The following is a 24,265-nucleotide window of genomic DNA, read 5'->3' on the forward strand; positions in this document are numbered from 1 at the left end:
TAGAAATAATTTAGTCAAAGATTTTTATATATTTGACTAAAAGAAAATTTATATTTTTATGATAGAAGCAACAATGAAAAAAATCATGGATTGTGATCTGCGTTAATAACAATAATAATTTTCAGAGAGATGGTTAATTTAGTGTTATAATTGTTTTTTCATTTTTGTTTTTTATGAAATATTAATTTCAAATTGAATAATAAACTTTGTTATGATTTTTGATTTTAAATGATCTTCCAGAATCGTCAGGATAAAAGAATAAGATTTCTCTTTTTTATTTCCTAATATAATTAGGTTAGAGAACCAAGGTTTCCCTTAATTCTCATTGTGTGCGGAAATTGTGTAAAATGGTTACAGTAAATTATTGATAAATAGTATTTCGTGAGTTTCAGAAATATCTTGCAGATGATCCCACGACTGGGGATGCGTTCACTTGTCGCCGCCCTGCAATTTGAAATCTATTGGATATATATCCGGTATTTAATACAGACTGAGTTATTAATCAAACGATTAATTAAAAGATTAAATGGATGATATTATTGGTCGCTATGATAAATGGTAGTGGCGATATTTTTTAATTAAAAATTAATAGGTTGAATGTCTGGCGATAACTCAATCCCTGTTGAATTTTCCGCGCTTTCTTACGAACTGATTTTCTGTGAGTAAAAAAAATACAAAATTTTCTTGCTATTTGGTGATAGTTTAATAATTATAATTTGAGTTCCATCATATGAACGAAACTTTCAATCCCGTTCCCTTTGTTTAAAGGGATATTAATTGATGGGGATATATTTTTATCTTCCTGTCATTCAACGCACCATGACTCATGGTGTAAGCGGTGCTTTTTGCCTGTGATAATAGGATTCTTACTATCTTATTTCTTTGGTGACGCAATTAATCCTTTTCATTTCTGGCGGGATATCTATGTTGAAAAATATCATACGACAAGGTGACAAAACCTCTCATGGCGGTTCTGTATTAGCGGGTGATGAGAGTTTTCAGGTTTTGGGAAAAAGTGTGGCGCGGATTAACGATCCGGTGTCCTGTCCAACGTGTGGCGGGTATCAAATCATTGTTGAAGGGGTTTCTAATACAGTCGGGACTAATCAACAAGGGCTTGCTTTGGAGGGCATGAAAACTTCCTGTGGGGCAACTTTGGTTGCCTCACAGACACGTTGTCAGATAAAAATCATGTAGGAGAGCGAGTGATGAATAGAAGACAATCGCTTTTCCTGCAAGAACTGAGTTATATGCGACAACTGGCGCTGGAAGTTGCAAAAGAAAGCCCACATCTAGCGAATTTTTTATCTGAAGGGGCCGGTGAACCGGGGATTGAGCGATTAACGCAGGGCTTTGCACTGCTCGCTTCCCGCGTCCGCTATAAAATTGAAGATGATTTTCCTGAGTATGGGTTAGGGATGATAATGCGTATTTGGCCGCAAGCACTGCGTCCGTTACCACCAACGAGTCTCGTTCAGTTTTCACCAACTGGGGAAAATCACTTAGGCGCAAGGACCTTGCCGGCAGGTACATCGGTTTTTGCCGGCGAAGGTGAACAAAAAATGTGTTTTGAAACCTGTTGTCCCCTGCATATCGAACCGCTGACGGTGATTAACCGGCAATTGAATACAACCGCGGAGTACAGTGAGATAACGTTAACGCTGTACTATTCGGGTAATACCCCAGAATGGCGAAGCTGCCCGCTGCATTTCTTTTTAGGCCGAGATCGTGAGCAGGCGGCGCAATTAGCCTTATGGCTTGACTTTTATCTCTGTGATGTCCAGTTACGGACACAGGATAAAACCATCACGCTGGATAACTGCTACCCGGTATCGGCGTTGTGGGGGACAGAGCGGCAGGTTTCCATTCTGCCCGCCAGGGAAAACTCGCCGGTTTCTATTCTGCAACTGATGACTGAATACTATTATCTGCCTCATGTCCATGATTTTGTGACCATTGATATCAGGGATGATCGTTCGTTAGTGAAGTTGAACGCGGATCGGACATTCGAGCTGATTTTGCGGTTTGAAGGTAATCTGGAACTGACCGATATTACTCAAACCTTTCTGTTGGATTGTGTACCGGTCAGGCACCTGGAGCCAATGACCAGTGTGGAAATCCCGGTAAACAAGGGGAGTAATGATTATAAAATCCCCTTAGAGCCGACTCAACAGCTGTTCAGCCTTGATCACGTTTATATATTGACTGAGCCGAAGCTGGAGCGCGGGCAGCCATACCGCTATCTGCCTATCGAAACAATTACCCCAACGGCTCATTTCCAGCCGGATGCTGAGTTTATTTATTATTATCAACTGAATACGGACTGCGATATTTTGCAGCATATCCACCATCAGCTTCATTTTTTTGACTGTTATGGTCAGCCGGCGAATAACCTGCCACCGCAACCGATTTTTTGTCAGTTTACTGGCTATCAGTTAAAGGCCGCTGATCTCGGTATTGGTGAGATTAATCAGCCGGGAGAAAACGCTATGGGGCTGACAATCAGCAATATCACCCGGTTTCTGCCTGCTATCCACCGATGGTACAAGACAGATCGGCCTGGCCATTGATTTCCAGCTTTGCCGGTTCGCCCTGGATAATATTTAAAACTCACTCGTTACAAGACTTTTTGAAGATATTTGATTTTTCTCCAGATCAGGTATTAAGCCGGCGTATTCAGGCACATATAAACGGCATCGTCCAACTGGAGAACATTCCGATAGATCGCCTGGATAAGGGCGTTCCTGTGCGGGGACACCAGCTTATCCTGACCCTGAACCCGGATTGTTACGTCAATCAGGGGGAGATGTATCAGTTCAGTCTGGTGGTCATGCGTCTGATGACATCCTTCATTAGCATGGGAGCTTTTCTGATGATGAAAGTGATTGATGGTCGGACGGGGGAAGTCTTGTGGGACTTTCAGAACATGATGTTTGGGCTGCGCGCTTATATGTAATAGTAAGAAGGAAATCATATCGATGAGCAAATTAGGTCCACTCGATCATATTGACTGTAAAAACATTCTGAAACACTGGATAGAATTTCAGCTGGTGGATGAACAGGGAAAACCACTGGTTAATATGCCTTACCGTTTGAAAGTTCGGGGGAATCCTCTGATGGGACGTAAAGGGGTTACCGATGGCAATGGATTATTAAGGGAAGAAGAGATGCCGCCCCATCCAGTCACTTTGTATATCGGTGCTCAGCCATTGGCGGATGAGATGGAACAACGGCCATTGCGGGAAATACGGGGAGAAGAGGCGTCAGTGGTGAAACCAAAAGCAGAAGCGGAAGGTCATCAATATCGCTATGTGACGATTGGGCAGATTAGTGATGGGTTGCCGGTGCTTGATGATTGGAATGATCCTAAAAAAATTCCACCTCCCTATCATTTCCCGGACCCGGAGCCCAAAGGCTATCAGGTCCATCCGTTAAATCAGCGGTATGTATTGGAAGTGTGTCCATTTCGGGCCTGGGTTTTGCTGTTGCATCATCAGAAAGAGTATTCCATTGTGAATGCCTATAATCAGTGTTTGATGAGCGTATTGGCTTATGCGGGCGGGGATATCAACGTAGAAGGCTCAGTGCCTCACTTTTTTAACCGGCAGATGGTGGATGTCTCGAAGCTGCCTAATAAGGTAGAGACATTGTCGGCAACCCCGATTGTTTATGATGTGCCGTTTAGTGAACGTTATACCCGGGTGGAGTTTATTAATTCAAAAGCCGGAGATAATAAGCAAGGTAATACCCAGCTGTTTTATGCGGCCAGCCAGCGTGATGTAATTGTCAGTTGGCGGGGTACAACTAACATGACGGATGCTGTCACGGATGCAGCATACCAGCCTTTGGGGTTAGATTGTGATGAAAAAGCCCTGTGTAGCGGGTTTATTCACAGTGGTAAAGTGCATAAAGGGTTTTGGGAAGCATTTAGTCTGGTTGAAAAGCTAACAATCCCTAGTGACAGTATTACAGCCGTCTTCAATGATATTTTGGATTTGGTCGCAAGCAAAAGGTTATTTATTTGCGGGCACAGCTGAAAGAATATAATCCCTGTCTCTACAGCTACGGGATGCCACGAACATTAACGCGCAGTGCAGTACAAGAGCTGGCAGCTATTACCCACTATCGCCATGTGAATGAAGATGATCCGGTCCCCGCTGTGCCACCGGAAAAAAATCTGGATAACTGGCTTTATCGTTGTTGGGGGCCGCTAGGTTATCTGTTTAGCCCCATTGAATTGCTGGATTTTACCGACAGCGGGGAAGTGTATCTGCATCATGGAAAAATAGTACATTTTTGTAAAATCAATCTGGTTATTGAGTGGCTGGAAGAACGTAACCCAAGTAATCATGTACGGCTCAGAACTACTTTACCGACCAAAACAAAATTGTATTTAATTCCGTCACTCAACCCTGAAACAGAAAGTAATCTGAAAGAGGCTGGGAATATTCAGAAAAGATTTTTTCAACAAATCAGTGAGGCAGATAAAGCTAAATGGTTTCCGCTGAATGAAAACCCGACTTTAAAAGATGCCCTGGGCTTCCCAGACCACAGTTCACTGAAATATGCCCGCTATATTGGTGCTCGATTAGCAGAACTGGTTGCACCGGAGAAATACCACTTTTTCCGGGATCAGGCACAATTATTTGAAAAAACATTGTGTGAAAGGACCGATATTGTTGCTGATATTCGACAACGCGATACATTATTTTTACAGATGGACCACCAGTTGAAACAAGCGTTGATTTGCACTCAACAGGACAAACAAAGCTTATTGGCTTTAACGCGCTATGCAGAAAATGCTGTCGGAATTGAGGATCATTTACCATGATAAATATAAAAAAATACTTCCCGGTATTGTTAGTCATATTCATATCAGGTTGTGCTGATCCGAATGAGCCGCTTTCTCCCCCAAAGGATAATCAATGGATTACAGTGGAAGGGGTGGCACCGAAATATACCCAACCGCATGTATCGGCAGAATATATCTCAAGAGACTGCCTTGAATATCAGCTGCATGCTGATATGTCGCCCTATAAAGTGCCAACTTATAACGGACTTCGTTTGAAGGTGACAGCCGATCCGCAAACGGGTTACTTTCAGGCGAAATTACCTTTCAACGGTGGAGGTCGGTGCAAATGGAAAATCAACCGTGCCTTTGTATCGGTGAGTTATACCGATGTCAGTCATCTGATGAAAGATGTTGTAATATATGAAGGAGGGGGAGGAACGGGGTTAACCGCGTTTATCAACGATGCAGTTCAAACAAATCTTAGCGAAACGGCGGCATTGAATACCATTAATTACAGTCCTACTATTTACCCTGTATTGAAGATGGTTGAGAAGTTCCCGAAAAGAATATTCTTGCAGGGGGAATTAAGAATGCGCCCCTTTCGGTTAACGTTAGTTCCGGGAGCGGAATGGAAAATTACTTTTAAACCTAAACTGGATGAAACCAAAATGCCGAAGATCACCGTGACTAAAGAAAAGGAATGGGTTGAGTATCCCAATGGGCGAATTGATCTGAATCGGCAATCAATAGATTACTGGAAAATAACGGCACCAAAACCTCCAGCAAAATAAGCGGGGAAATATAACTTTGACACTCATACGGATAGCTCTGTAGATATTGAGGAAAGCCGACTATGGTAAATACAAAAAAATACTTCCCGGTATTGTTAGCCACATTAATCTCAGGCTGTGCTGACCCGAATGAACCGCTTTCGCCCCCAAAAGATAATCAATGGATTACCGTAGAAGGGGTGGCACCGAAATACACACAGCCGCATGTATCGGCAGAGTATATTTCAAAAGATTGCCTTGAATATCAGCTGCATGCTGATATGTCGCCTTATAAGGTGCCGACTTATAATGGATTGCGTTTGAATGTGAAAGCTGATCCGCAAACCGGTTACTTTAAGACGAAATTACCTTTCAATGGTGGAGGTCGGTGCAAATGGAAAATCAATCGAGCTTTTGTATCGGTGAGTTATACCGATGTTAGCCACCTGGTGAAAGATGCGGTTCTATACGACGGAGGAGGAGGAACAGGTTTAACCGCATTTATCAACAATGCGGTCCAAACAAGCCTTAGCGAAACAGCGGCACTGAATACCATAGATTTTAGCCCGGTTATTTACCCTGTTCTGGATTTAGTTGAAGGATTGCCGAAAAGCGTATTTTTACAGGGTGAAGTAGGCATGCGTTTCTTTCGATTGAAATTAACACCGGGAGCGGAATGGAAAATTACCTTTAAACCTAAATTGGATGAAACCAAAATGCCGAAAATTACTGTGACTGATGGCAAGGGCGAGTGGGTTGAGTATCCTAATGGGCGAATTGATCTGAATCGGCAATCAATAGATTACTGGAAAATAACGGCACCAAAACCTCCAGCAAAATAAGCGGGGAAATATAACTTTGACACTCATACGGATAGCTCTGTAGATATTGAGGAAAGCCGACTATGGTAAATACAAAAAAATACTTACCGGTATTGAAAGATGGCCGGGTGGATATTAACAGAGATTCTATTGACTATTGGAAAATAAAATAATGCTGAAAAGGTCTTATCACTGATTTGTTTAAATATAAATATCAACCTTATAAATAAGGAAATGTAATGAACGCATCCCACACTTTATTAAACGCGGAGCTGAACGATGGATTACATTTTCTCTGTCAGGTTACCGATTTGCCGGAGAAAACGTTTGCGGTCGCTGAATTTTCTTTGCAGGAGGAATTGTCCCAGCTGTTTACGCTGTCCTTAACTCTGGTCAGCAAACGGGCCGATATTGATTTAGAATCACTGTTATTACAGTCGGTGAAATTCCGGGTGGTTTTTAATGGCGTTGAACAACGTCAGGTCAGTGGTGTTATCGCCCAGGCGGTATTAAGAGAGACTCATGCTCATCGTACCCTTTATTCCCTCACTGTCCGGCCCGCGCTTTGGCGAATGACTCTGAATCAGGATAGCCGGATTTATCATCAGCAAAGTGTGCCGGCCATTCTTAATAGTTTGCTAAAAAAACATCAGGTGCTGGCTGATTCCCAACTGGATGAGTTTCATTACACACGTGAATATGTGACGCAGAAACGGGAGTCCGATTATGACTTTTTTGCCCGGTTAGTCGCCGAAGAAGGGCTGAATTTCTGGTTTGAAGACCACAAACTGTTTTTCAGTGATAGCCACTTAGGCATGACCGCCAATTTACCGCTGGTCTACAATCCCCAGATACAGACTGCCACAGAAATGAATGTGATCAATCAGGTGCATCTGGGTGTTTCCATGACCCCGCAACGGGTTATTTATAAGGATAGAAATCCGCAAAATCCTGCTTACTTCCTGACGCACTGGGCCGATACCGATCGACGTGTTGCGGGGCAGAAAACCCTGTTTTCGATCTTTGAAAGCTACGGTCGTTTTCAGAAAGATGCGGAGGCGAAACCGTTTGTCCATCGCCGTCAGCAGGCAGTCCAGAATCAACGTCAGGCCGGCAGCGGGCAAAGTCATTGTTTTAAACTGATGCCCGGTAAAATCTTTGACCTCAGCGAACACCCGGTTGAAGCCATAAATACCCGCTGGCAAATCGTGTCTATTCATCATCACGGTAAGTGTCCGCAGGCACTGCAAGAAGCCAGCAGAGAGTCAGGCACTTATCTGCATAACGAATTCAGTTTTATTTCGGGCTATAAGGACTGGCGACCGCTATATCGTTACAAACCGCTGGCGGATGGTGATGAAGTCGCCACGGTGGTTGGCCCGGCAGGGGAAGAGATTTATGTTAATGAAGACGGTTGTATTCGTATCCATTTTCACTGGGATCGTTATGATAAGGCCGATGAAAACGCCGCCTGTTGGATACGGTTCGCGCAGGGCTGGAATGGTAACGGTTACGGTTTTATGGCGGTTCCTCGCATTGGTCAGGAGGTGATTGTTTCCTATCTGAATGGTGATATTGATCGTCCGATTGTTACCGGCTGTACCTACAACGGTCTGAATCGTCCGCCGCTGGATTTACCCGCCGAAAAAACCCGCACCACCTTTAAGACCCGGACCCACAAAGGAAAAGGCTTTAATGAATTGCGGTTTGAGGATGCTGAAGACCAGCAAGAGATTTACCTGCACGGGCAGAAAGATTTGACCGCCCATATCCAGAATGATGCTTACTGGCATATCAAACATGACCATAAACAACGGATCGATAATAACCGTTACAGTGAAATTCATGCTGATGATCACCAAAAAATCACTGGTTCAATTAAGCACAGCACTGATGGCAACGTGTCACACCGTATTACCGGCAGTCAGCATTTACAGACCGGAGAAGCGTTAGTCGCTGAAAGTGGTCAGGAAACGCATCTGAAAAGTGGCGGAAAAATGGTATTGGAAGCGGCGTCAGAGATTACGTTAAAAGTCGGCGGTCATTTTATCCGGTTAACTCCCGGCGGTATTCTGACTTCCCCGGATTTATCCGTCGGGCAAGGCTCCGCCGGTGCCGGGCGTGGTTTGTCTCTGCAACTGCCGGATGGTGTAGAACCCTTGCCTGATATAAAATCTCCAGTCAGGCCATGTTGTGCTGTGCAGGCTCAACAAGAAACTAACTGGATTATCGATAACCAGGAGGATGTATGAATACTGCCATAAATTGGCAACAGTGGTTGACTACGCCTGATAAGCCCCCTGTTTTCTTTATGCTCAACTCGTTGGCAGAGCCAAATCCCGTCAATCTCTTTTATAAAAATGACTGGGTAGAGCAGGCTTTTCCACTATATAGCGGTACACCGATGGAGCATATTCTGGCACAAGGTCCCTGGCTGGTTCAGCCCAAGTCAGGCTGCTTATCAATAATCGGTCATCTGCTTGATAGCCAAACTCTGAGCGATAACAGCTGGGGTTGGGCTTATCGTAGTGAGGATGTGTGGACCCAACAGCTTAATCACTGGCGTTCGCGCCAGCAGGTGATATTGCGGGAGAGGCAGGTGATTTTGCGTAGTATGGACCCCCGAGTTTTCAGTCAGTTATTACCGGCAATGATAATCAGTGATTGGGCGGCATTTTTAACACCGGTGAGTGAGTTAATGATCGATGTCCCTGAACCCCGGAAGTATTCCCGTCCTGAAAATTGTGGTCACGGAGGGAGTGAACAGCCTTTTGTTTTGGGGAGTCATTTGCTGCACGCCTGGCATCATTCCGATTATGCCTTGAAAGGAAAGGCATTTGTGATCAGTAATGATATATGGGAAAACCACGGAAAATTAGCTGAAAAGCTGGATGAGCCAGAGGGACAATTAGTGGAAGGGATTATTAATTGGCTAAAAGCGCGTTTAGAAAATGGAGGTGATATTAGCAACCTGACCCGTGCAGATTATTTGCAGAGGCTTGATGAACAATATTTGAATGAATAGATGATGTCATTGGTCGCTATGATAAATGGTCATAGTGATATTAAAAAAATGAAAAATTTTCTTGCTATTTGATGATAGCTTAATAACTATAATTTGAGTTCCATCATATGAACAGTATGAAGGAAATTTCAAATTCCGTTCCCTTTGTTCGAAGGGATTAATTGATGGGGATATATTTTTATCTTCCTGTCGTTCAATGCACCATGACTCATGGCATAAGCGGTGCTTTTTGTCTGTGGTAATAAGATTTTTACTATCTTATTTCTTTGGTGACGCAATCCATCATTTCCATTTCTGGCGGGATATCTATGTTGGTTTCATCAGTGCAGGCGCTTTTCTGATGATGAAAGTGATTGATGCTCGGACGGGGGAAGTCTTGCGGGACTTTCAGAACATGATGTTTGGGCTGCGTGCTTATATGTAATGTCAAAAGAAGGAAATCATATCGATGAGCAAATTAGGTCCACTCGATCATATTGACTGTAAAAACATTCTGAAACACTGGATAGAATTTCAGCTGGTGGATGAACAGGGAAAACCGCTGGTTAATATGCCTTACCGTTTGAAAGTTCGGGGGAATCCTCTGATGGGACGTAAAGGGGTTACCGATGGCAATGGATTATTAAGGGAAGAAGAGATGCCGCCCCATCCAGTCACTTTGTATATCGGTGCTCAGCCATTGGCGGATGAGATGGAACAACGGCCATTGCGAGAAATACGGGGAGAAGAGGCATCGGTGGTGAAGCCAAAAGCAGAAGCCGAAGGCCATCAATATCGCTATGTGACTATCGGGCAAATCAGTGATGGAGTGCCGGTGATTAAGGATTGGAACGATCCTAAAGACATTCCACCGCCTTATCATTTCCCTAATCCGGAACCAAAAGGTTATCAGGTCCATCCGTTAAATCAGCGGTATGTATTGGAAGTCTGTCCATTCCGGGCCTGGGTTTTGCTGTTGCATCATCAGAAAGAGTATTCCATTGTGAATGCTTATAATCAGTGTTTGATGAGCGTGCTAGCCTACGCTGATGGGGATGTTAATGTTGAAGGATCTGTGACTCACTTTTTTAACCGGCAAATGGTGGATGTTTCGAAATTGCCTTATCAGGTGGAAAAAGCATCGGCGACCCCTGTGGTTTATAATGTGCCGTTTAGCGAACGTTATACCCGGGTGGAATTTATTGATTCACAAGCAGGGGATAATAAACAGGGTGATACCAAACTGTTTTATGCTGCCAGTAAGAAAGATGTGATTATCAGTTGGCGAGGTACGGTTACTCTGGAAAATTACCTGACTGATGCCACTTTCCAACCATTGGCTTTAAGCTGCGATGATGACAAAGCATTATGCAGTGAGTTTATTCATCACGGCAAAGTGCATAGAGGGTTTTGGGAGGCATTTAATCTGGGTGGGAGGTTAATCGTTCCCAGTGATAAAACTAAAACTAAAACAGTGTTTCGAGATATCACCAATTTGGTTACAAACAAACGATTATTTATTTGTGGCCATAGTTTGGGTGGTGCACTGGCATTACTGCACAGTGCGCAACTGAAAGAACATAATCCTTGTCTTTACAGTTATAGGATGCCGAGAACATTGACCCGCAGTGCGGTAGAGGAATTGTCTGCCATTATCCATTATCGCCATGTAAATGAAGATGACCCGATCCCTTCGGTACCTTTTGAACAGGATATGGATAATAGATTTTTTAATTACTGGGCGCCGGCGGGGTATGAATGGGCAATGATAAAGTTGTTGCCACCGTCACCGATTTTTAAAGCCATTAAACAAGCGACTGACAGTAAAGAAATCTATTTGCATCATGGTAAGGTTGTTCATTTCTTTCAAGCTAACAGTTGCCCAGAATGGCTGATTTCCGCCAGGAATGTCCTCTTTATAATGGGTGTGGCTGGAGTGACCGAAGAAGTATTGAATAACACCACCAAGTTGTATTTAATTCCTGAATTAAACCCGGAAACAGAAAAAGATTTTTCTCTGGCCGGTGAGCAGCAAAATGCGTTGTTTAATCAGCTCAGTCAACAAGAAAAAGAAGAACTGTTTGTTGAAAACAGAGGGGCTGATTTAAAAGGGAGATTTGGCTTTTCTAATCATAGCTCGTATAAATATGCAGGTTATATTGATAATCGTCTCAGAGAGTTATGCGAACCGGATAAGATTACGGTCTATCAGGACAGTCAGCGTCAATTTAAGGCGAAAATGGATAATGATAAGATGCTTATCCCTGACAACATTTATTATCGTAATCTCTATTTTCTGGATATGGACAAACAGTTAATAAAATCACTGACCGTCAGCCAACAGGAAGAACAAGGCACACTGGCCTTACAACATTACTGCGATAATAAGGAACTATCAGTATGAAGATATTGAAAATAACGTTGCTCTTATTATTTCTCTCTTTTATTTACTGGGCGTTAGGCGATACCTTTTTTAACTGGCTTTTTCCCTTTTCATCTGCCGGGAAGGAACAGTTAATTACTGTGGAAGGTGTCGTGCCGAAATATACCAAACCGTATGTGTCCGCGCAGTATATCTCAAAAGACTGTCTTAGATATCAGTTGGATGCAGGCATGTCACCTTATAAGGTGCCGACTTATTATGGGTTGGATTTGGATGTAAAAGCTGATCCGCAAACCGGTTATTTTCAGGCGAAATTACCTTTCAATGGTGGAGGATGGTGTAAATGGAAAATCAATCAAGCTTCTGTGGCAGTGGGGTATACCGATGTACGCCATTTGGTAAAAGATGCTGTGCCGTATACGGGAACTGGTTTAACCGCATTTATCAATGATGCTGTCCAGACGAATATTAGCGAAATCGCGGCATTAAATACTATTGACTTTAGTCCGGTTATTTATCCTGTTTTGGAAATATCTGAAAAATTCCCGAAGAGTGTATTCTTGCAGGGTAAGGTTGATATGTATCCCTTTAGATTGAGGTTAGTATCAGGCGCTAAATGGAGAATTACTTATAAACCTAAATTAGATGAAACCAAGATGCCGAAAATAACTATTACTAAAGGGAAGGAATGGGTTGAATACCCGGATGGGCGAATTGACCTTAATCGCCAGACAATAGACTACTGGAAAATAAAGTAATGTCACGAAGGCTATATCACCAGTTTATCTAAACACCAACACGAGAACACTGTGTTCTAAAGGAATCGTTAGTATGAAGATATTGAAAATAACGTTGCTCTTATTATTTCTCTCTTTTATTTACTGGGCGTTAGGCGATACCTTTTTTAACTGGCTTTTTCAGAAAGATGCGGAGGCGAAACTGTTTGTCCAGCGCCGTCAGCAGGCAGTTTAGAACCAACGTCTGGCCGGCGGTGGGCAAAGTCATGGTTTTAAATTGATGCTCGGTAAAATCTTTGACTTCAGTGAGCACCCGGTTGAAGCCATACCCGCAGATAAATCGTGTCTATTCATCATCAAGGTAAATGTCCGCAGGCACTGCAAGAAGCCAGCAGAGAATCAGGAACTTATTGAGAGCGTACTAAATTTCAATTTGCTATAAATTGAGAGTATCATTCGAAGTTTGAATAGCGGCAAGTCTTTGGAACTCTTGGGCGATTAGAGGCCAAGGGAAGGGTACCAATCTATAGCATTTTAACTGGGATAATATGGCTCATTTTTCTTCTATTGTTGAATTACAGGATTTAGTGGCTGATCTGGCCATATTTGCGCAAAAATTGGCACGGTTTAAACAGCGGCTTAATTTGCATGTTGAGCAATATCAAGCTGATCATATTTCCTTACGTTGTCATGATATATCTGTAGCGGAACGTTGGCGTAAAGGTTTTTTGCAATGTGGTAGTTTGATGTCAGAAAATATTATTAATGGGCGTCCGATTTGTCTGTTTGATTTAGTGCAGCCAATTGCGGTACTTAATTGGCAAATTGATTGTGTTGAATTGCCCTATCCGGGTAAGAAAATTTACCCGCATCAGGGTTGGGAACATGTAGAACTGGTGTTGCCTGTGGCTCCCGAAATATTATCAGCAGCAGCAAAGGCGTTATTACCGCAACCTTTGCCGACAGGTTTTTCTGTTAAACAGAGTCAGCCCAAAGGGGAGCAAGAGCGGCTGCCTAATCCCACCTTAGCGATTACTGATGGTGAAATCACCGTCAAATTTCACCCATTTACATTGCGTGAGATTGTTGAAAGTGAATTCCTGGCTACATGAATTAAAGTGATATCGTTATGTGAGGCTGGCAAGGAATTCTAGTGCCTGCGGGTGGCGATCCACCATTTTAATCAGTAATACTGCTTGTTTATTCGGTTTAGCCCGTCCCTGTTCCCAGTTTTGGTATGTTGTCTCACCGGTATGCAGGTACTGGGCAAAAACAGCCTGAGAAATATTCAGTTTACTCCGGATGGATTTCAACTCATCCGGATTGATGGAGATATCATTTTTTAACACTCTCTTGTGAGTTTTCAATGTGAGTTTGCCTTTATTAGCTTCCTCCCAAGCTTTCATTCCTTCATTGAGTTCTGCAAATAGATCACGGCTCATTTATGCCCCCTTTTTTCTCATTTCCAACATTTGACGTAAAGATTCGCGTTGCTCTTTAGTCAAATCTGACATTTCATCTTTATCGTAGATAGTGAAAAGTATGAATTGCGATTCAGATACCCACCAATAGTAAATTACCCGAATACCGCTCCGTTTTCCTTTTTTCCTTCGGGAATCAGTAAAACGCACCTTACGTAATCCGCCAGTGTGTTGGATAACGTCTCCTACTGTTGGATCTTTCAACAGCATATTTTGGAAGGCTCGAAACTCCTCATCACTTAGGTAGTTATGGCGGTAACGTTCAAAGGGTGGTAGTTCAATAAATATCGCTTCCATCACTTATCCATCTGTCCCCAACTTGAATATAATATACACCCAAGTTGGGGATAGTTAAACAGAGTCAGCCCAAAGGGGAGCAAGAGCGGCTGCCTAATCCCACCTTAGCGATTACTGATGGTGAGATCTCTATCAAGTTTCACCCATTTACATTGCGTGAAATTGTTGAAAGTGAGCACTAGTCGGCAAAATTAACTTCTTCATCCCTGCGATTCAGAGAAAAATTCTGACCTTGTGATTTCCTACAAATCATTGGAGATAGTTAAATGCCATAGTTAGTGAATTGACTTACTGAATCGTTTAGATTCATTGCTTGCTAATGACCTGGTGTTTAAGGAACTTCTGATGACAAAGTTAGAGATTTGTTGTTTTAGCGTAGGTTGCGCATTAATCGCGCAACAGACTGGGGCTGACCGGATAGAGTTGTGTGCTAGTCCGGCGGAAGGAGGATTAACACCGAGTTTTGGTACATTAAAGCAGGCGATTGAGCAATTAAGTATTCCTGTACACCCCATTGTTCGCCCAAGAGGGGGAGACTTTTGTTACAGCCATTCAGATTTTGAGGTGATGAAAAATGATATCGCTCAGATCCGTGATATGGGATTTGAGGGGGTTGTTTTTGGCATATTGGATGAAGAAGGGCATATTGATTTGCCGCGTATGCAACAATTGATGGCATTGTCTGGTGATATGGCTGTTACTTTTCACCGTGCATTTGATATGTGTTTTAATCCTTATGTTGCGTTGGACCAGCTAACTCAGCTTGGTGTTAAACGGATATTGACTTCCGGTCAGCAACAAAATGCTGAATTGGGATTACCATTATTGAAAGAACTTCATCAAGCCAGTCAAGGGCCAATTATTATGGCAGGTGCAGGTGTTCGCCTTAGTAATATCCATAAATTTATCGACATAGGGTTAACGGAAGTTCATAGCTCAGCGGGTCGGATTATGCCTTCTACCATGACTTACCGCAAAGCAGGGGTTACGATGAGTGCGGACAATGAAGTGGATGAATTTTCACATTATTGTGTTGATGGTGGTGCAGTAGAGGTGATGAAGGGGATGTTGAGTTTAACTTTATTTGAATAAATCCTGCTGTTAAGTAAATTTGAGAACTGACCCTGTTGGGCCAGTTCTCACATCAAATTATCAGGGCTTACGGGCAATCAATATTGCACGTAGAGGTGCAGGGTAACCCTCGGTGGTTTTGCTGTTGTCCGTAGGATCAAGAAAATCAGATAATGATTCCGTTTTTATCCATGCAGTACGGCGTTGTTCTTTCGTGGTGGTCACTGCTTGATCGATGATTCTTACATCGACAAAACCACACTTTTCCAGCCAGACTTTCAGCATTTTTGCTGATGGAATGAAATAGACATTGCGCATTTGGGCGTAGCGTTCACCAGGGATTAAGCAGGTATTTTCATCACCTTCAACCACCAGACTTTCCAGGACTAATTCGCCATCGGATACCAGTTGGTTTTTCAACTGCCAGAGGTGATCGAGTGGAGAACGGCGGTGATAGAGGACCCCCATCGAGAAAACCGTATCGAAAGCGGCCAGAGCTGGCAATTGTTCGATTCCTAAAGGCAAAAGATGCGCACGCTGATCGCTGCCCAGTAACTTTCTGACGGCTTCAAACTGACAGAGAAAAAGCTGAGTTGGATCGATACCCACGGCAAGTTCAGCGCCTTCACCCACCATACGCCAGAGGTGATAGCCACTGCCGCTGCCAACATCAAGAATTGTTCGACCCGTTAATGGGGAAATATGGGGCAGCACTCGCTGCCATTTCCAGTCTGAACGCCACTCGGTATCAATATTCACACCATAAAGAGAAAATGGCCCTTTGCGCCATGGCATGAATACTCGCAATATATTTGTAATACAGGTTTCTTCACCTTCAGATAGTGCGGGATCGCGTTCTGCGATCACACCGTTTTTTAGGTCTAATGTTGTTGGTGAAATTTCTGGCAGGTTTTCCAGGGTTTTTACCCACGATTTAAAACTGCCATGCAGGGCAGCTTTTTGCCATTCATCCAGTTGGGCCGGCAGGCAATTGAGCCAGTGCTTAAGATCATTCTTCGCTATAAGTTGATAAAAATTACTGAAATCGATCATTGACCGGCTCCTTTTATCGCCAGCAATGAGCCAAAGTTGAAACACTGAAACCAGACTTCAACATGTTCAAAACCAGATTGATGGAGGCGAGACTTATGTGTTTCGACTGAATCGGTCAACATCACATTTTCAAGCATACTGCGCTTCTGGCTGATCTCTAATTCGCTGTATCCGTTAGCACGTTTAAAATCGAGATGCATGTTGAACAACAACTCACCAATTTGTTGATCTTTAAAGCTGAATTTCTCTGATAAGACCAGAACGCCACCGGGACGTAATCCCTGATAAATCCGGTTGAGCAAACCTTGCCGATCTTGCGGGTTGAGAAATTGTAAGGTGAAATTCAGCACGACCATAGAAGCATTCTGAATGTTGATATCAAGAATATCAGCTTCAATGACTTCAACGGGTGTTTGCGCGCGGAAAGCATCAAGATGGCGACGACAGCGTTCTACCATTGCGGGGGAATTATCAACTGCGATGATTTTACAGTTTTCCGCTGTAATATTGCGGCGCATTGCCAAGGTTGATGCGCCAAGAGAGCAACCCAGATCGTAAATTTGACTGTTTGATGTCACGAAACGACTGGCCAGCATACCAATCATGGAAACGATATTTGAATAACCTGGCACAGAACGTTGGATCATATCAGGGAATACTTCTGCAACCCGTTCATCGAAACTCCAGTCACCTAAATTGGCAATAGGCGCTGCAAACAGGCTATCCCTTTGATTGTGAGGATCTTGATTTGACATAACAGCATTGATTATCAGAAAAAAATAGAAGGCGGCATTCTAACAGATGTAAAGCTTGACCTTGAACCAATTTTCTCTTTCTTTAATGGTCAGTTAGCATAGGGGATCTTCTGATTTTATATAAAAAAGTGAAGACACATTGAAAAGCACCTTTAAATGACCTATTGTTTGCTTACATAAAAGCGCGAGGTGGTGTATGGCATATCAGATCTTAACAAATTTAGCGGCAAGTATTACCGATTTGAAACGTAACCCAATGGGGACCTATTTGCAGGGAGAAGGTGAGGCTGTCGCAATACTTAATCGGAATGAACCTGCGTTTTATTGTGTGCCGCCTGAGTTATTCGCCTACTATCAGGAACTGGCTGAGGATGCCGCACTAAATAGAATTGCGGATGAACGTTTAAAAGATGCTGAATTTGTCAGTGTGAACCTAGATGAGCTATAGCCTACAATTTGAAAAGCGGGCCTTAAAAGAGTGGAAGAAGTTAGCTCATCCAGTCAAGGAACAGCTAAAGAAAAAACTGGCTGAACGTTTAGAAAACCCTCATGTGCCGTCAGCAAGGTTAAGTGGGCGAGCTAACCGATACAAAATTAAATTGCGGTCTTCTGGCTACCGTTTGGTTTATGAAGTGAATGATAGCAAGATTATTTTGCTGGTAATTGCTATTGGTAAACGGGCCGGAAATGCAGTTTATACCCTCGCCAATGAGCGGTAAAAAAACATAACACTTACTCGCTTGCATATCAACGCTGGAAAGTCTGCCTCATATGGAATAGCGACAGTTGGAGTAATAGGCAGCAGAACTTGCTGCCTGTAAAATAGTGCCGGAAATATTAGACATAAAGAGAAAATATCTGCTCCCAAGGCAAGTAGTAAATATTAGCCATGATCATTAATACCATTGAAAGATAGGTTGCTACCATGCCTGAACGTCGCCAGCGGAACTCACGGTGGTGCAGGCCATAATAATGTAACAATCTTCCGATGAGTAGGATCAAACCACAAACATGTATCATCCACACATTTGAACCATTCATCTCCATCATGACCAGCAATAACATGGAAATAGGAATATATTCCACGGCATTGCCATGGATACGGATAGCTGTTTGTAATTCGTAGAAGCCGCCATCTCCATATGAGACTCGATATTGTGTTCTTAATTTAACCACATCAAAAGACAGCTTAATCAATAATAGTGCGCCCAACACAACATAAAGCGAGCTAACCATTTTTAACCCCATTGCCTAACCGAAATTGGCCAATTAAGTAATGATAAACTGCAAAAATAAAACTGTCGCTATAAAAAAACAGTAATTGAAAATAAATTGCCTGATTATCAGACATCAAGGCAATGGTATAATCAAGGGTAATTGCCTGCCCTTATCTCTGAGCAGAATTTCTATTATAATAGCGGCCTTTTTTGACAGTTCTGAATTTTTTAAGCTCTGAAAAAGAATTTTCCAAATTCAAGAACGATGCCAAAATTTCCGCAGCAACAGCACAACAGCCGAGTAAAAGGATATTGTATGCGTACTGATTATTGTGGGCAGTTGAATCTGACCCATGAAGGCCAGAAGGTGACTCTTTGTGGTTGGGTAAATCGCCGCCGTGATCTGGGTGGACTGATTTTTATTGATATGCGTGATCGTGAAGGTATCGTTCAGGTATTTTTTGACCCGGATCAGCAAGCCGCATTTTCTCAGGCTGCTGAATTGCGTAATGAGTTTTGTATTCAAATCACCGGTACTGTACGCGCCCGTCCTGACAGTCAAATCAATAAAGATATGGCTACCGGTGAGATCGAGGTTTTTGCGGAAAGCCTGAATATCATCAACCGTTCCGAACCTCTGCCATTGGACAGCAATCAGACTAACAGTGAAGAGCAGCGTCTGAAATATCGCTATATTGATCTACGCCGTCCTGAAATGGCAAATCGCTTAAAAACCCGCGCTAAAATTACCAGTTTTGTTCGCCGTTTCATGGACAGTCAGGATTTCCTGGATATTGAAACCCCAATGCTGACTAAAGCGACACCGGAAGGCGCGCGTGACTATTTGGTACCAAGCCGTGTTCATAAAGGCAAATTTTATGCATTGCCTCAGTCTCCGCAATTATTTAAGCAATTGCTGATGATGTCCGGTTTTGACCGCTATTATCAGATTGTTAAATGTTTCCGTGATGAAGATTTGCGTGCAGATCGCCAGCCAGAATTCACTCAGATCGATGTGGAAACTTCCTTTATGACTGCTGAGCAGGTAAGGGAAATGATGGAAAAAATGATCCGTGAACTGTGGCTTGAAATTAAAGGCGTTGACTTAGGACATTTCCCGGTCATGACTTTTGCAGAAGCCATGCGTCGTTTCGGTTCTGATAAACCTGATCTGCGTAATCCATTAGAATTGGTTGATGTTGCTGATTTGGTTAAGAATGTGGAATTCAGCGTTTTTGCTGAGCCGGCAAATGACAGTAAAGGTCGTGTAGCCGTGATTCGGGTACCGGGTGGCGCTGAACTGAGCCGTAAACAAATTGATGAATATGGCAAATTTGTTGGAATTTATGGCGCTAAAGGGCTGGCATGGATAAAAGTTAATGAGCGAGCTGCGGGTCTGGAAGGGGTACAAAGTCCGATAGCCAAATTCCTCAATGCAGAAGTGATTGAAGGGCTGCTTTCCCGTACCAGTGCACAAGATGGCGATATCTTGTTCTTTGGTGCTGGCAGTATAAAAGTAGTCACTGATGCCTTGGGTGCGTTGCGTCTGAAACTGGGTCGTGACCTAAATCTGACGAAATTGGATAGTTGGCAACCGCTGTGGGTTATCGATTTCCCAATGTTCGAAGATAACGAAGAAGGTGGTCTGAGTGCAATGCATCATCCATTTACTTCACCGCGTAATATGTCAGCAGAAGAATTGGCGCAAGATCCGACTTCGGCGATTGCCAATGCTTACGATATGGTAATTAATGGTTATGAAGTAGGCGGCGGTTCAGTGCGTATTCATCGTAACGAAATGCAACAAACTGTGTTCCGCATTTTGGGTATCAATGAGCAGGAACAGCAGGAAAAATTTGGCTTCCTGTTGGATGCACTGAAATTTGGTACGCCACCACATGCAGGTTTGGCATTTGGTCTTGACCGTCTGGTGATGTTGCTGACAGGTACTGACAACATCCGTGATGTTATCGCGTTCCCTAAAACAACGGCTGCCGCTTGTCTGATGACTGAAGCACCAAGCTATGCCAATACAGCGGCCCTTGAAGAATTGGCAATCTCGGTAGTTGCCAGAAAAGAGAGTGAATAATGGCTTATAAGCGCCCTGAATCTGTGCTGGTAGTTATTTATGCATTTTCCAGCAGACGGGTGCTAATGTTACAGCGGCGTGATGATCCTGATTTCTGGCAGTCTGTGACTGGCAGCCTTGACGGAGATGAAACGCCGCGCGAGACGGCATTGCGCGAAGTGCAAGAGGAAGTTGGTATTGATATCATGGGTGAAAATCTTGAACTGATAGATTGCCAGCGTTCCCTTTATTTTGAGATTTTTATCCACTTGCGCCATCGCTATGCTCCGGGAGTAACCCGTAATAAAGAGTACTGGTTCTGTCTGGCATTGCCTGAAGAGCGTGAATTCCTGTTGACTGAACACCAGGCTTATCAGTGGCTGGATGCGGATAAAGCGGCAAAGCTCACTAAGTCATGGAGCAATCGGCAGGCAATTGAAGAATTTGTTATTGATTAAAAACCTATTGAAATTAGGTTTTGAGTCTATACCCAATAGATTTCAATTTGCAGCGCGGTGGCAAGTGAACGCAGCCAACAAAGCAGCAACTTGAAGGATGAAAGGTATATGAATAGATATTTTATCGGAGAACCTTATGGCAGGTCATAGTAAATGGGCCAACACCAAACACCGTAAAGCCGCACAGGATGCGAAACGCGGTAAGATTTTCACCAAAATTATCCGTGAGTTGGTAACAGCTGCCCGTTTGGGTGGTAGCGATCCTGCATCGAACCCACGTCTGCGTGCGGCGGTTGATAAAGCGCTGTCCAACAACATGACCCGCGATACCTTGAACCGTGCTATCGCTCGTGGTGTTGGCAACGATGATGGGGATAACATGGAAACCATCATTTATGAAGGTTATGGTCCGGGGGGAACTGCGGTAATGGTTGAATGTTTGAGTGATAACCGTAACCGTACTGTTTCTGACGTTCGTCATGCTTTTACCAAAACCGGTGGTAATCTGGGAACTGATGGTTCTGTTGCGTATTTGTTCACCAAGAAAGGGGTGATTTCTTATGCTCCGGGACTGGATGAAGATGCGGTTATGGAAGCGGCATTGGAAGCGGGTGCTGATGATGTAGAAACTTATGATGATGGCGCTATTGATGTTTACACGACACCAGAAACTTTTGGTGATGTGAAAGATGCGTTGGATGCAGCGGGTTTTGTTGCTGAATCAGCAGAAGTTTCAATGATTCCTTCGACTAAAGCTGAACTGGATGCGGAAACCGCACCTAAGTTACTGCGTCTGATCGACATGTTGGAAGATTCAGACGATGTGCAAGAGGTTTACCATAACGGTGAAATCTCTGATGAAGTTGCGGCTTTGCTGTAATTTCAATTGGGTTGTACAGCGTAGAGAAAGTGTGCTGTTGTTCAGGGCACTTTCTCTAATGTTTTTATCACCCTTTTAATTAGCGGTGATAATCGAAGGTGAATAAACAGATATGGCGATCATCTTAGGTATCGACCCTGGTTCCCGTGTCACCGGTTATGGTGTGATCCGTCAGCAAGGGCGCCATCTGATTTATCTTGGCAGTGGTTGTATCCGTACCAAAGTTGATGATCTACCGAGCCGATTACAGCGCATTTATGCCGGTATCGTTGAAATTATTACACAATTCCAACCGGATGCTTTCGCTATCGAGCAAGTATTTATGGCGAAGAACCCTGATTCAGCCCTGAAGTTAGGGCAGGCGCGTGGGGTGGCTATTCTTGCTGCGGTTAATCAATCTGTACCGGTTTTTGAATATGCCGCCCGACAGGTGAAACAAACCGTTGTTGGAACCGGGGCCGCTGAAAAAAGTCAGATTCAGCATATGGTGCGTTCTATGCTGAAATTGTCTGCTAATCCGCAATCAGATGCGGCAGATGCATTGGCAATTGCAATAACTCATTGTCATTTTAATCAGAATCTTTTGCGTGTTGGTGACCCCAGATTAATTCTGGCACGTGGGCGTTTAAAATAATGGCTGGATATGCATCCAGCCTTTTTTGTGTTATAAGCATTAGCAGAATAATCAGTTTTATTTTCAGGGGGTAAACAAGTGATAGGGCGTCTCAGAGGAATTGTGCTGGAGAAACAACCACCGTTAGTTTTATTGGAAACGAATGGCGTGGGTTATGAAGTGCATATGCCAATGACCTGTTTTTATGAATTGCCTGATATCGGACAGGAAACTGTCTTGTTTACTCACTTTGTGGTGCGTGAAGATGCGCAATTACTTTATGGTTTTAATGATAAGCAAGAGCGGGCGCTGTTCCGTGAATTAATTAAAGTGAATGGCGTAGGGCCTAAATTGGCACTGGCGATTCTTTCAGGCATGTCTGCGCAGCAATTTGTTTCTGCGATTGAGAAAGAGGCGATAGCTTCTCTGGTTAAATTGCCCGGTGTGGGTAAGAAAACCGCTGAACGGCTGGTGGTTGAAATGAAAGATCGTTTTAAAGGGCTTAATGGCGATTTGTTCAATCAGAGCAGTGATATTGATCTGCCCGCAACGGCTAAACAGACAACTGCTGATGCTGATATAGAAGCGGAAGCTGCTGCTGCATTAGTTTCTCTCGGCTATAAGCCACAGGAAGCGAGCCGAATGGTAAGTAAGGTTGCTAAACCGGGGGCGGATTGTGAAACACTTATCCGCGAAGCACTTCGCGCAGTTCTTTAGTTGTAGGGGTAAGCCATGATTGAAGCTGACCGTCTGGTTTCTGCGGAAGTTTTGCAAGACGATGAAGCCATTGACCGGGCCATCAGACCTAAATTGTTGTCTGAATATGTCGGGCAACCGCAAGTCTGTGAGCAGATGGAGATTTTTATTCAGGCTGCCAGACAGCGGGGTGATGCTCTTGACCATCTGCTGATTTTTGGCCCGCCGGGGTTAGGGAAAACCACGCTGGCGAATATTGTTGCTAATGAGATGGGTGTGAACCTCCGTACAACTTCTGGCCCTGTTTTGGAAAAGGCGGGCGATTTGGCGGCAATGTTGACGAACCTTGAACCTCACGACGTGCTGTTTATTGATGAAATTCACCGTTTGTCTCCGGTAGTGGAAGAGATTCTCTATCCGGCAATGGAAGACTATCAATTGGATATTATGATCGGTGAGGGACCGGCAGCCCGTTCGATAAAAATTGATTTGCCTCCTTTTACCTTGATTGGAGCTACTACCCGCGCAGGTTCTTTGACTTCTCCATTGCGTGATCGGTTCGGTATTGTGCAGCGGCTTGAATTTTATAACGTGGATGATTTGCAAAGTATCGTCTCACGCAGCGCTCGTTTTATGGGGGTCGATATTACTGACGATGGGGCGCGGCAGGTTGCTATGCGTTCTCGTGGAACGCCGCGTATTACAAACCGTTTATTGCGGCGGGTGCGTGATTTTGCCCAGGTAAAAGGGAATGGTGCCATTGATGGTGATATTGCTACCAGAGCGCTGGATATGCTGAGTGTAGACTCTGCGGGTTTTGATTATTTGGATCGTAAGTTACTGATTGCCATCATTGATAAATTTATGGGTGGTCCTGTCGGGGTGGATAACCTTGCCGCCGCCATTGGCGAAGAGCGGGAAACAATTGAGGATGTGCTGGAACCCTTCCTGATTCAGCAAGGTTTTATTCAGCGTACTTCCCGTGGACGAATTGCCACCAATCATGCTTACCGTCATTTTGGTATGGTTAAAGATCAGGAGTAATGGGAATAGGGACGCCTTCAAGGGCATCCCATTCTTGTTTTCCTTGTAGAAATAAGAAATTGGGGAATGGGAATATATACCTTATGGATTTCAAGATGGATCGCGACGGCAAGGGAGCGAATCCC

At 43.7% G+C, this 24,265-nt stretch carries 26 protein-coding genes and 2 pseudogenes; 23 read left to right on the forward strand and 5 right to left on the reverse strand.

Translation table 11 applies throughout. From position 1 onward, the window contains the following. The first annotated feature begins 924 nt into the window (after nt 1–924). The 13 genes and pseudogenes from C5469_RS02315 (at nt 925) to C5469_RS02370 (ending at nt 13,619) form a co-directional block, all read left to right on the forward strand. The gene (locus C5469_RS02315) at nt 925–1,197 is read left to right on the forward strand and encodes a PAAR domain-containing protein (RefSeq protein ID WP_166301802.1); all 273 of its coding nucleotides are present in this window, start codon (nt 925–927) and stop codon (nt 1,195–1,197) included. An 11-nt stretch (nt 1,198–1,208) separates the two neighbouring features. Then, entirely contained in the window at nt 1,209–2,570 is a 1,362-nt protein-coding gene (locus C5469_RS02320; RefSeq protein WP_242689373.1) for a type VI secretion system baseplate subunit TssF, read from the forward strand. Then, entirely contained in the window at nt 2,540–2,956 is a 417-nt protein-coding gene (locus C5469_RS23450; protein WP_242689374.1) for a type VI secretion system baseplate subunit TssF, read from the forward strand. Before C5469_RS02320 ends, C5469_RS23450 begins: the two co-directional genes overlap by 31 nt. Nucleotides 2,957–2,978: 22 nt before the next feature. Further along, nucleotides 2,979–4,831: pseudogene (locus C5469_RS02325) on the forward strand (lipase family protein). After that, complete coding sequence (locus C5469_RS02330; RefSeq protein ID WP_166301805.1) at nt 4,828–5,583, forward strand: hypothetical protein; 756 nt, start codon at nt 4,828–4,830, stop codon at nt 5,581–5,583. Before C5469_RS02325 ends, C5469_RS02330 begins: the two are co-directional and overlap by 4 nt. A 62-nt stretch (nt 5,584–5,645) precedes the next feature. Then, nucleotides 5,646–6,404: a hypothetical protein gene (locus tag C5469_RS02335; protein WP_166301808.1), complete on the forward strand. Its 759-nt coding sequence runs from the start codon at nt 5,646–5,648 to the stop codon at nt 6,402–6,404. Nucleotides 6,405–6,622: 218 nt separating this feature from the next. Next, nucleotides 6,623–8,635: a type VI secretion system Vgr family protein gene (locus C5469_RS02340; RefSeq protein WP_166301811.1), complete on the forward strand. Its 2,013-nt coding sequence runs from the start codon at nt 6,623–6,625 to the stop codon at nt 8,633–8,635. Beyond that, a complete protein-coding gene (locus C5469_RS02345; RefSeq protein WP_166301814.1) occupies nt 8,632–9,408 on the forward strand; it encodes a DUF4123 domain-containing protein in 777 nt (258 codons plus the stop codon). Before C5469_RS02340 ends, C5469_RS02345 begins: the two co-directional genes overlap by 4 nt. A gap of 235 nt (nt 9,409–9,643) precedes the next feature. Then, on the forward strand, nt 9,644–9,832 hold the full coding sequence (locus tag C5469_RS02350) for a hypothetical protein (RefSeq protein WP_166301817.1): 189 nt from the start codon (nt 9,644–9,646) through the stop codon (nt 9,830–9,832). A gap of 24 nt (nt 9,833–9,856) precedes the next feature. Next, nucleotides 9,857–11,791, forward strand: a complete 1,935-nt coding sequence (locus C5469_RS02355; protein WP_166301820.1) for a lipase family protein — start codon at nt 9,857–9,859, stop codon at nt 11,789–11,791. Continuing rightward, nucleotides 11,788–12,528 (forward strand): hypothetical protein, encoded by a 741-nt coding sequence (locus C5469_RS02360; RefSeq protein ID WP_166301823.1) that lies wholly within the window; start codon nt 11,788–11,790, stop codon nt 12,526–12,528. The genes C5469_RS02355 and C5469_RS02360 overlap by 4 nt, the downstream gene beginning before the upstream one ends. A 73-nt stretch (nt 12,529–12,601) precedes the next feature. Continuing rightward, on the forward strand, nt 12,602–12,742 hold the full coding sequence (locus C5469_RS23205) for a hypothetical protein (protein ID WP_207628718.1): 141 nt from the start codon (nt 12,602–12,604) through the stop codon (nt 12,740–12,742). Nucleotides 12,743–13,055: 313 nt separating this feature from the next. Continuing rightward, nucleotides 13,056–13,619, forward strand: a complete 564-nt coding sequence (locus tag C5469_RS02370; protein WP_166301826.1) for a VOC family protein — start codon at nt 13,056–13,058, stop codon at nt 13,617–13,619. 15 nt (nt 13,620–13,634) lie between these two features. Here the strand turns inward: C5469_RS02370 and C5469_RS02375 are convergent, their stop codons facing one another. Then, a complete protein-coding gene (locus C5469_RS02375; protein WP_166301829.1) occupies nt 13,635–13,949 on the reverse strand; it encodes a helix-turn-helix domain-containing protein in 315 nt (104 codons plus the stop codon). After that, nucleotides 13,950–14,285: a toxin gene (locus tag C5469_RS02380; protein ID WP_166301832.1), complete on the reverse strand. Its 336-nt coding sequence runs from the start codon at nt 14,283–14,285 to the stop codon at nt 13,950–13,952. A gap of 53 nt (nt 14,286–14,338) precedes the next feature. Between C5469_RS02380 and C5469_RS02385 the strand changes: the two are divergent. Next, a pseudogene (locus C5469_RS02385) lies at nt 14,339–14,467 on the forward strand (VOC family protein); the annotation flags it as partial. A gap of 163 nt (nt 14,468–14,630) precedes the next feature. After that, nucleotides 14,631–15,377 carry a copper homeostasis protein CutC gene (gene cutC / locus C5469_RS02390; RefSeq protein WP_166301835.1) on the forward strand — a complete coding sequence of 249 codons (747 nt, stop codon included), beginning with the start codon at nt 14,631–14,633 and terminating at the stop codon, nt 15,375–15,377. A gap of 60 nt (nt 15,378–15,437) precedes the next feature. Here cutC and cmoB read toward each other — a convergent pair whose 3' ends face one another. Next, nucleotides 15,438–16,409 carry a tRNA 5-methoxyuridine(34)/uridine 5-oxyacetic acid(34) synthase CmoB gene (cmoB, locus tag C5469_RS02395; protein ID WP_166301838.1) on the reverse strand — a complete coding sequence of 324 codons (972 nt, stop codon included), beginning with the start codon at nt 16,407–16,409 and terminating at the stop codon, nt 15,438–15,440. After that, a complete protein-coding gene (gene cmoA, locus C5469_RS02400; protein ID WP_166301841.1) occupies nt 16,406–17,164 on the reverse strand; it encodes a carboxy-S-adenosyl-L-methionine synthase CmoA in 759 nt (252 codons plus the stop codon). Before cmoA ends, cmoB begins: the two co-directional genes overlap by 4 nt. A gap of 196 nt (nt 17,165–17,360) precedes the next feature. Here cmoA and C5469_RS02405 point away from each other — a divergent pair, with 196 nt between their 5' ends. Together C5469_RS02405 and C5469_RS02410 are read left to right on the forward strand one after the other, a co-directional pair. Beyond that, on the forward strand, nt 17,361–17,612 hold the full coding sequence (locus tag C5469_RS02405; protein WP_036772782.1) for a type II toxin-antitoxin system Phd/YefM family antitoxin: 252 nt from the start codon (nt 17,361–17,363) through the stop codon (nt 17,610–17,612). Beyond that, a complete protein-coding gene (locus C5469_RS02410; RefSeq protein ID WP_166301844.1) occupies nt 17,602–17,883 on the forward strand; it encodes a type II toxin-antitoxin system RelE family toxin in 282 nt (93 codons plus the stop codon). The genes C5469_RS02405 and C5469_RS02410 overlap by 11 nt, the downstream gene beginning before the upstream one ends. 118 nt (nt 17,884–18,001) lie before the next feature. On the opposite strand, the gene C5469_RS02415 is transcribed toward C5469_RS02410, so the two are convergent. Further along, nucleotides 18,002–18,400, reverse strand: a complete 399-nt coding sequence (locus C5469_RS02415) for an MAPEG family protein (protein ID WP_054476624.1) — start codon at nt 18,398–18,400, stop codon at nt 18,002–18,004. 297 nt (nt 18,401–18,697) lie between these two features. Here C5469_RS02415 and aspS point away from each other — a divergent pair, with 297 nt between their 5' ends. From aspS to ruvB, 6 genes are all read left to right on the forward strand, one after another. Further along, on the forward strand, nt 18,698–20,470 hold the full coding sequence (gene aspS, locus C5469_RS02420) for an aspartate--tRNA ligase (protein WP_166301847.1): 1,773 nt from the start codon (nt 18,698–18,700) through the stop codon (nt 20,468–20,470). Continuing rightward, a complete protein-coding gene (gene nudB / locus C5469_RS02425) occupies nt 20,470–20,907 on the forward strand; it encodes a dihydroneopterin triphosphate diphosphatase (protein ID WP_166301850.1) in 438 nt (145 codons plus the stop codon). The genes aspS and nudB overlap by 1 nt, the downstream gene beginning before the upstream one ends. 136 nt (nt 20,908–21,043) lie before the next feature. Then, nucleotides 21,044–21,787 carry a YebC/PmpR family DNA-binding transcriptional regulator gene (locus C5469_RS02430; RefSeq protein WP_166301855.1) on the forward strand — a complete coding sequence of 248 codons (744 nt, stop codon included), beginning with the start codon at nt 21,044–21,046 and terminating at the stop codon, nt 21,785–21,787. A gap of 112 nt (nt 21,788–21,899) precedes the next feature. Continuing rightward, entirely contained in the window at nt 21,900–22,421 is a 522-nt protein-coding gene (gene ruvC / locus C5469_RS02435; RefSeq protein ID WP_166301858.1) for a crossover junction endodeoxyribonuclease RuvC, read from the forward strand. Nucleotides 22,422–22,499: 78 nt separating this feature from the next. Continuing rightward, the gene (gene ruvA / locus C5469_RS02440) at nt 22,500–23,117 is read left to right on the forward strand and encodes a Holliday junction branch migration protein RuvA (RefSeq protein ID WP_166301861.1); all 618 of its coding nucleotides are present in this window, start codon (nt 22,500–22,502) and stop codon (nt 23,115–23,117) included. Between the two features lie 15 nt (nt 23,118–23,132). Next, the gene (gene ruvB / locus C5469_RS02445) at nt 23,133–24,140 is read left to right on the forward strand and encodes a Holliday junction branch migration DNA helicase RuvB (RefSeq protein ID WP_054476613.1); all 1,008 of its coding nucleotides are present in this window, start codon (nt 23,133–23,135) and stop codon (nt 24,138–24,140) included. Nucleotides 24,141–24,265 lie beyond the last annotated feature (125 nt).

The sequence above is a fragment of the Photorhabdus cinerea genome, assembly GCF_011189575.1.
Lineage (GTDB): Bacteria > Pseudomonadota > Gammaproteobacteria > Enterobacterales > Enterobacteriaceae > Photorhabdus > Photorhabdus cinerea.

What these genes read in the sequence shown, in the direction of transcription:
- C5469_RS02405 (WP_036772782.1), top strand. Translation starts at nt 17,361, where the DNA reads ATGGCATATCAGATCTTAACAAATTTAGCGGCAAGTATTACCGATTTG.
- C5469_RS02410 (WP_166301844.1), top strand. Translation starts at nt 17,602, where the DNA reads ATGAGCTATAGCCTACAATTTGAAAAGCGGGCCTTAAAAGAGTGGAAG.
- C5469_RS02330 (WP_166301805.1), top strand. Translation starts at nt 4,828, where the DNA reads ATGATAAATATAAAAAAATACTTCCCGGTATTGTTAGTCATATTCATA.
- C5469_RS02360 (WP_166301823.1), top strand. Translation starts at nt 11,788, where the DNA reads ATGAAGATATTGAAAATAACGTTGCTCTTATTATTTCTCTCTTTTATT.
- C5469_RS02345 (WP_166301814.1), top strand. Translation starts at nt 8,632, where the DNA reads ATGAATACTGCCATAAATTGGCAACAGTGGTTGACTACGCCTGATAAG.
- cmoA (WP_166301841.1), bottom strand. Translation starts at nt 17,164, where the DNA reads ATGTCAAATCAAGATCCTCACAATCAAAGGGATAGCCTGTTTGCAGCG.
- C5469_RS23205 (WP_207628718.1), top strand. Translation starts at nt 12,602, where the DNA reads ATGAAGATATTGAAAATAACGTTGCTCTTATTATTTCTCTCTTTTATT.
- C5469_RS02380 (WP_166301832.1), bottom strand. Translation starts at nt 14,285, where the DNA reads ATGGAAGCGATATTTATTGAACTACCACCCTTTGAACGTTACCGCCAT.
- C5469_RS02375 (WP_166301829.1), bottom strand. Translation starts at nt 13,949, where the DNA reads ATGAGCCGTGATCTATTTGCAGAACTCAATGAAGGAATGAAAGCTTGG.
- ruvC (WP_166301858.1), top strand. Translation starts at nt 21,900, where the DNA reads ATGGCGATCATCTTAGGTATCGACCCTGGTTCCCGTGTCACCGGTTAT.
- ruvB (WP_054476613.1), top strand. Translation starts at nt 23,133, where the DNA reads ATGATTGAAGCTGACCGTCTGGTTTCTGCGGAAGTTTTGCAAGACGAT.
- nudB (WP_166301850.1), top strand. Translation starts at nt 20,470, where the DNA reads ATGGCTTATAAGCGCCCTGAATCTGTGCTGGTAGTTATTTATGCATTT.
- C5469_RS02355 (WP_166301820.1), top strand. Translation starts at nt 9,857, where the DNA reads ATGAGCAAATTAGGTCCACTCGATCATATTGACTGTAAAAACATTCTG.
- C5469_RS02340 (WP_166301811.1), top strand. Translation starts at nt 6,623, where the DNA reads ATGAACGCATCCCACACTTTATTAAACGCGGAGCTGAACGATGGATTA.
- C5469_RS02370 (WP_166301826.1), top strand. Translation starts at nt 13,056, where the DNA reads ATGGCTCATTTTTCTTCTATTGTTGAATTACAGGATTTAGTGGCTGAT.
- aspS (WP_166301847.1), top strand. Translation starts at nt 18,698, where the DNA reads ATGCGTACTGATTATTGTGGGCAGTTGAATCTGACCCATGAAGGCCAG.
- C5469_RS02335 (WP_166301808.1), top strand. Translation starts at nt 5,646, where the DNA reads ATGGTAAATACAAAAAAATACTTCCCGGTATTGTTAGCCACATTAATC.
- cmoB (WP_166301838.1), bottom strand. Translation starts at nt 16,409, where the DNA reads ATGATCGATTTCAGTAATTTTTATCAACTTATAGCGAAGAATGATCTT.
- C5469_RS02320 (WP_242689373.1), top strand. Translation starts at nt 1,209, where the DNA reads ATGAATAGAAGACAATCGCTTTTCCTGCAAGAACTGAGTTATATGCGA.
- C5469_RS02415 (WP_054476624.1), bottom strand. Translation starts at nt 18,400, where the DNA reads ATGGTTAGCTCGCTTTATGTTGTGTTGGGCGCACTATTATTGATTAAG.
- C5469_RS02315 (WP_166301802.1), top strand. Translation starts at nt 925, where the DNA reads ATGTTGAAAAATATCATACGACAAGGTGACAAAACCTCTCATGGCGGT.
- cutC (WP_166301835.1), top strand. Translation starts at nt 14,631, where the DNA reads ATGACAAAGTTAGAGATTTGTTGTTTTAGCGTAGGTTGCGCATTAATC.
- C5469_RS23450 (WP_242689374.1), top strand. Translation starts at nt 2,540, where the DNA reads ATGGTACAAGACAGATCGGCCTGGCCATTGATTTCCAGCTTTGCCGGT.
- C5469_RS02430 (WP_166301855.1), top strand. Translation starts at nt 21,044, where the DNA reads ATGGCAGGTCATAGTAAATGGGCCAACACCAAACACCGTAAAGCCGCA.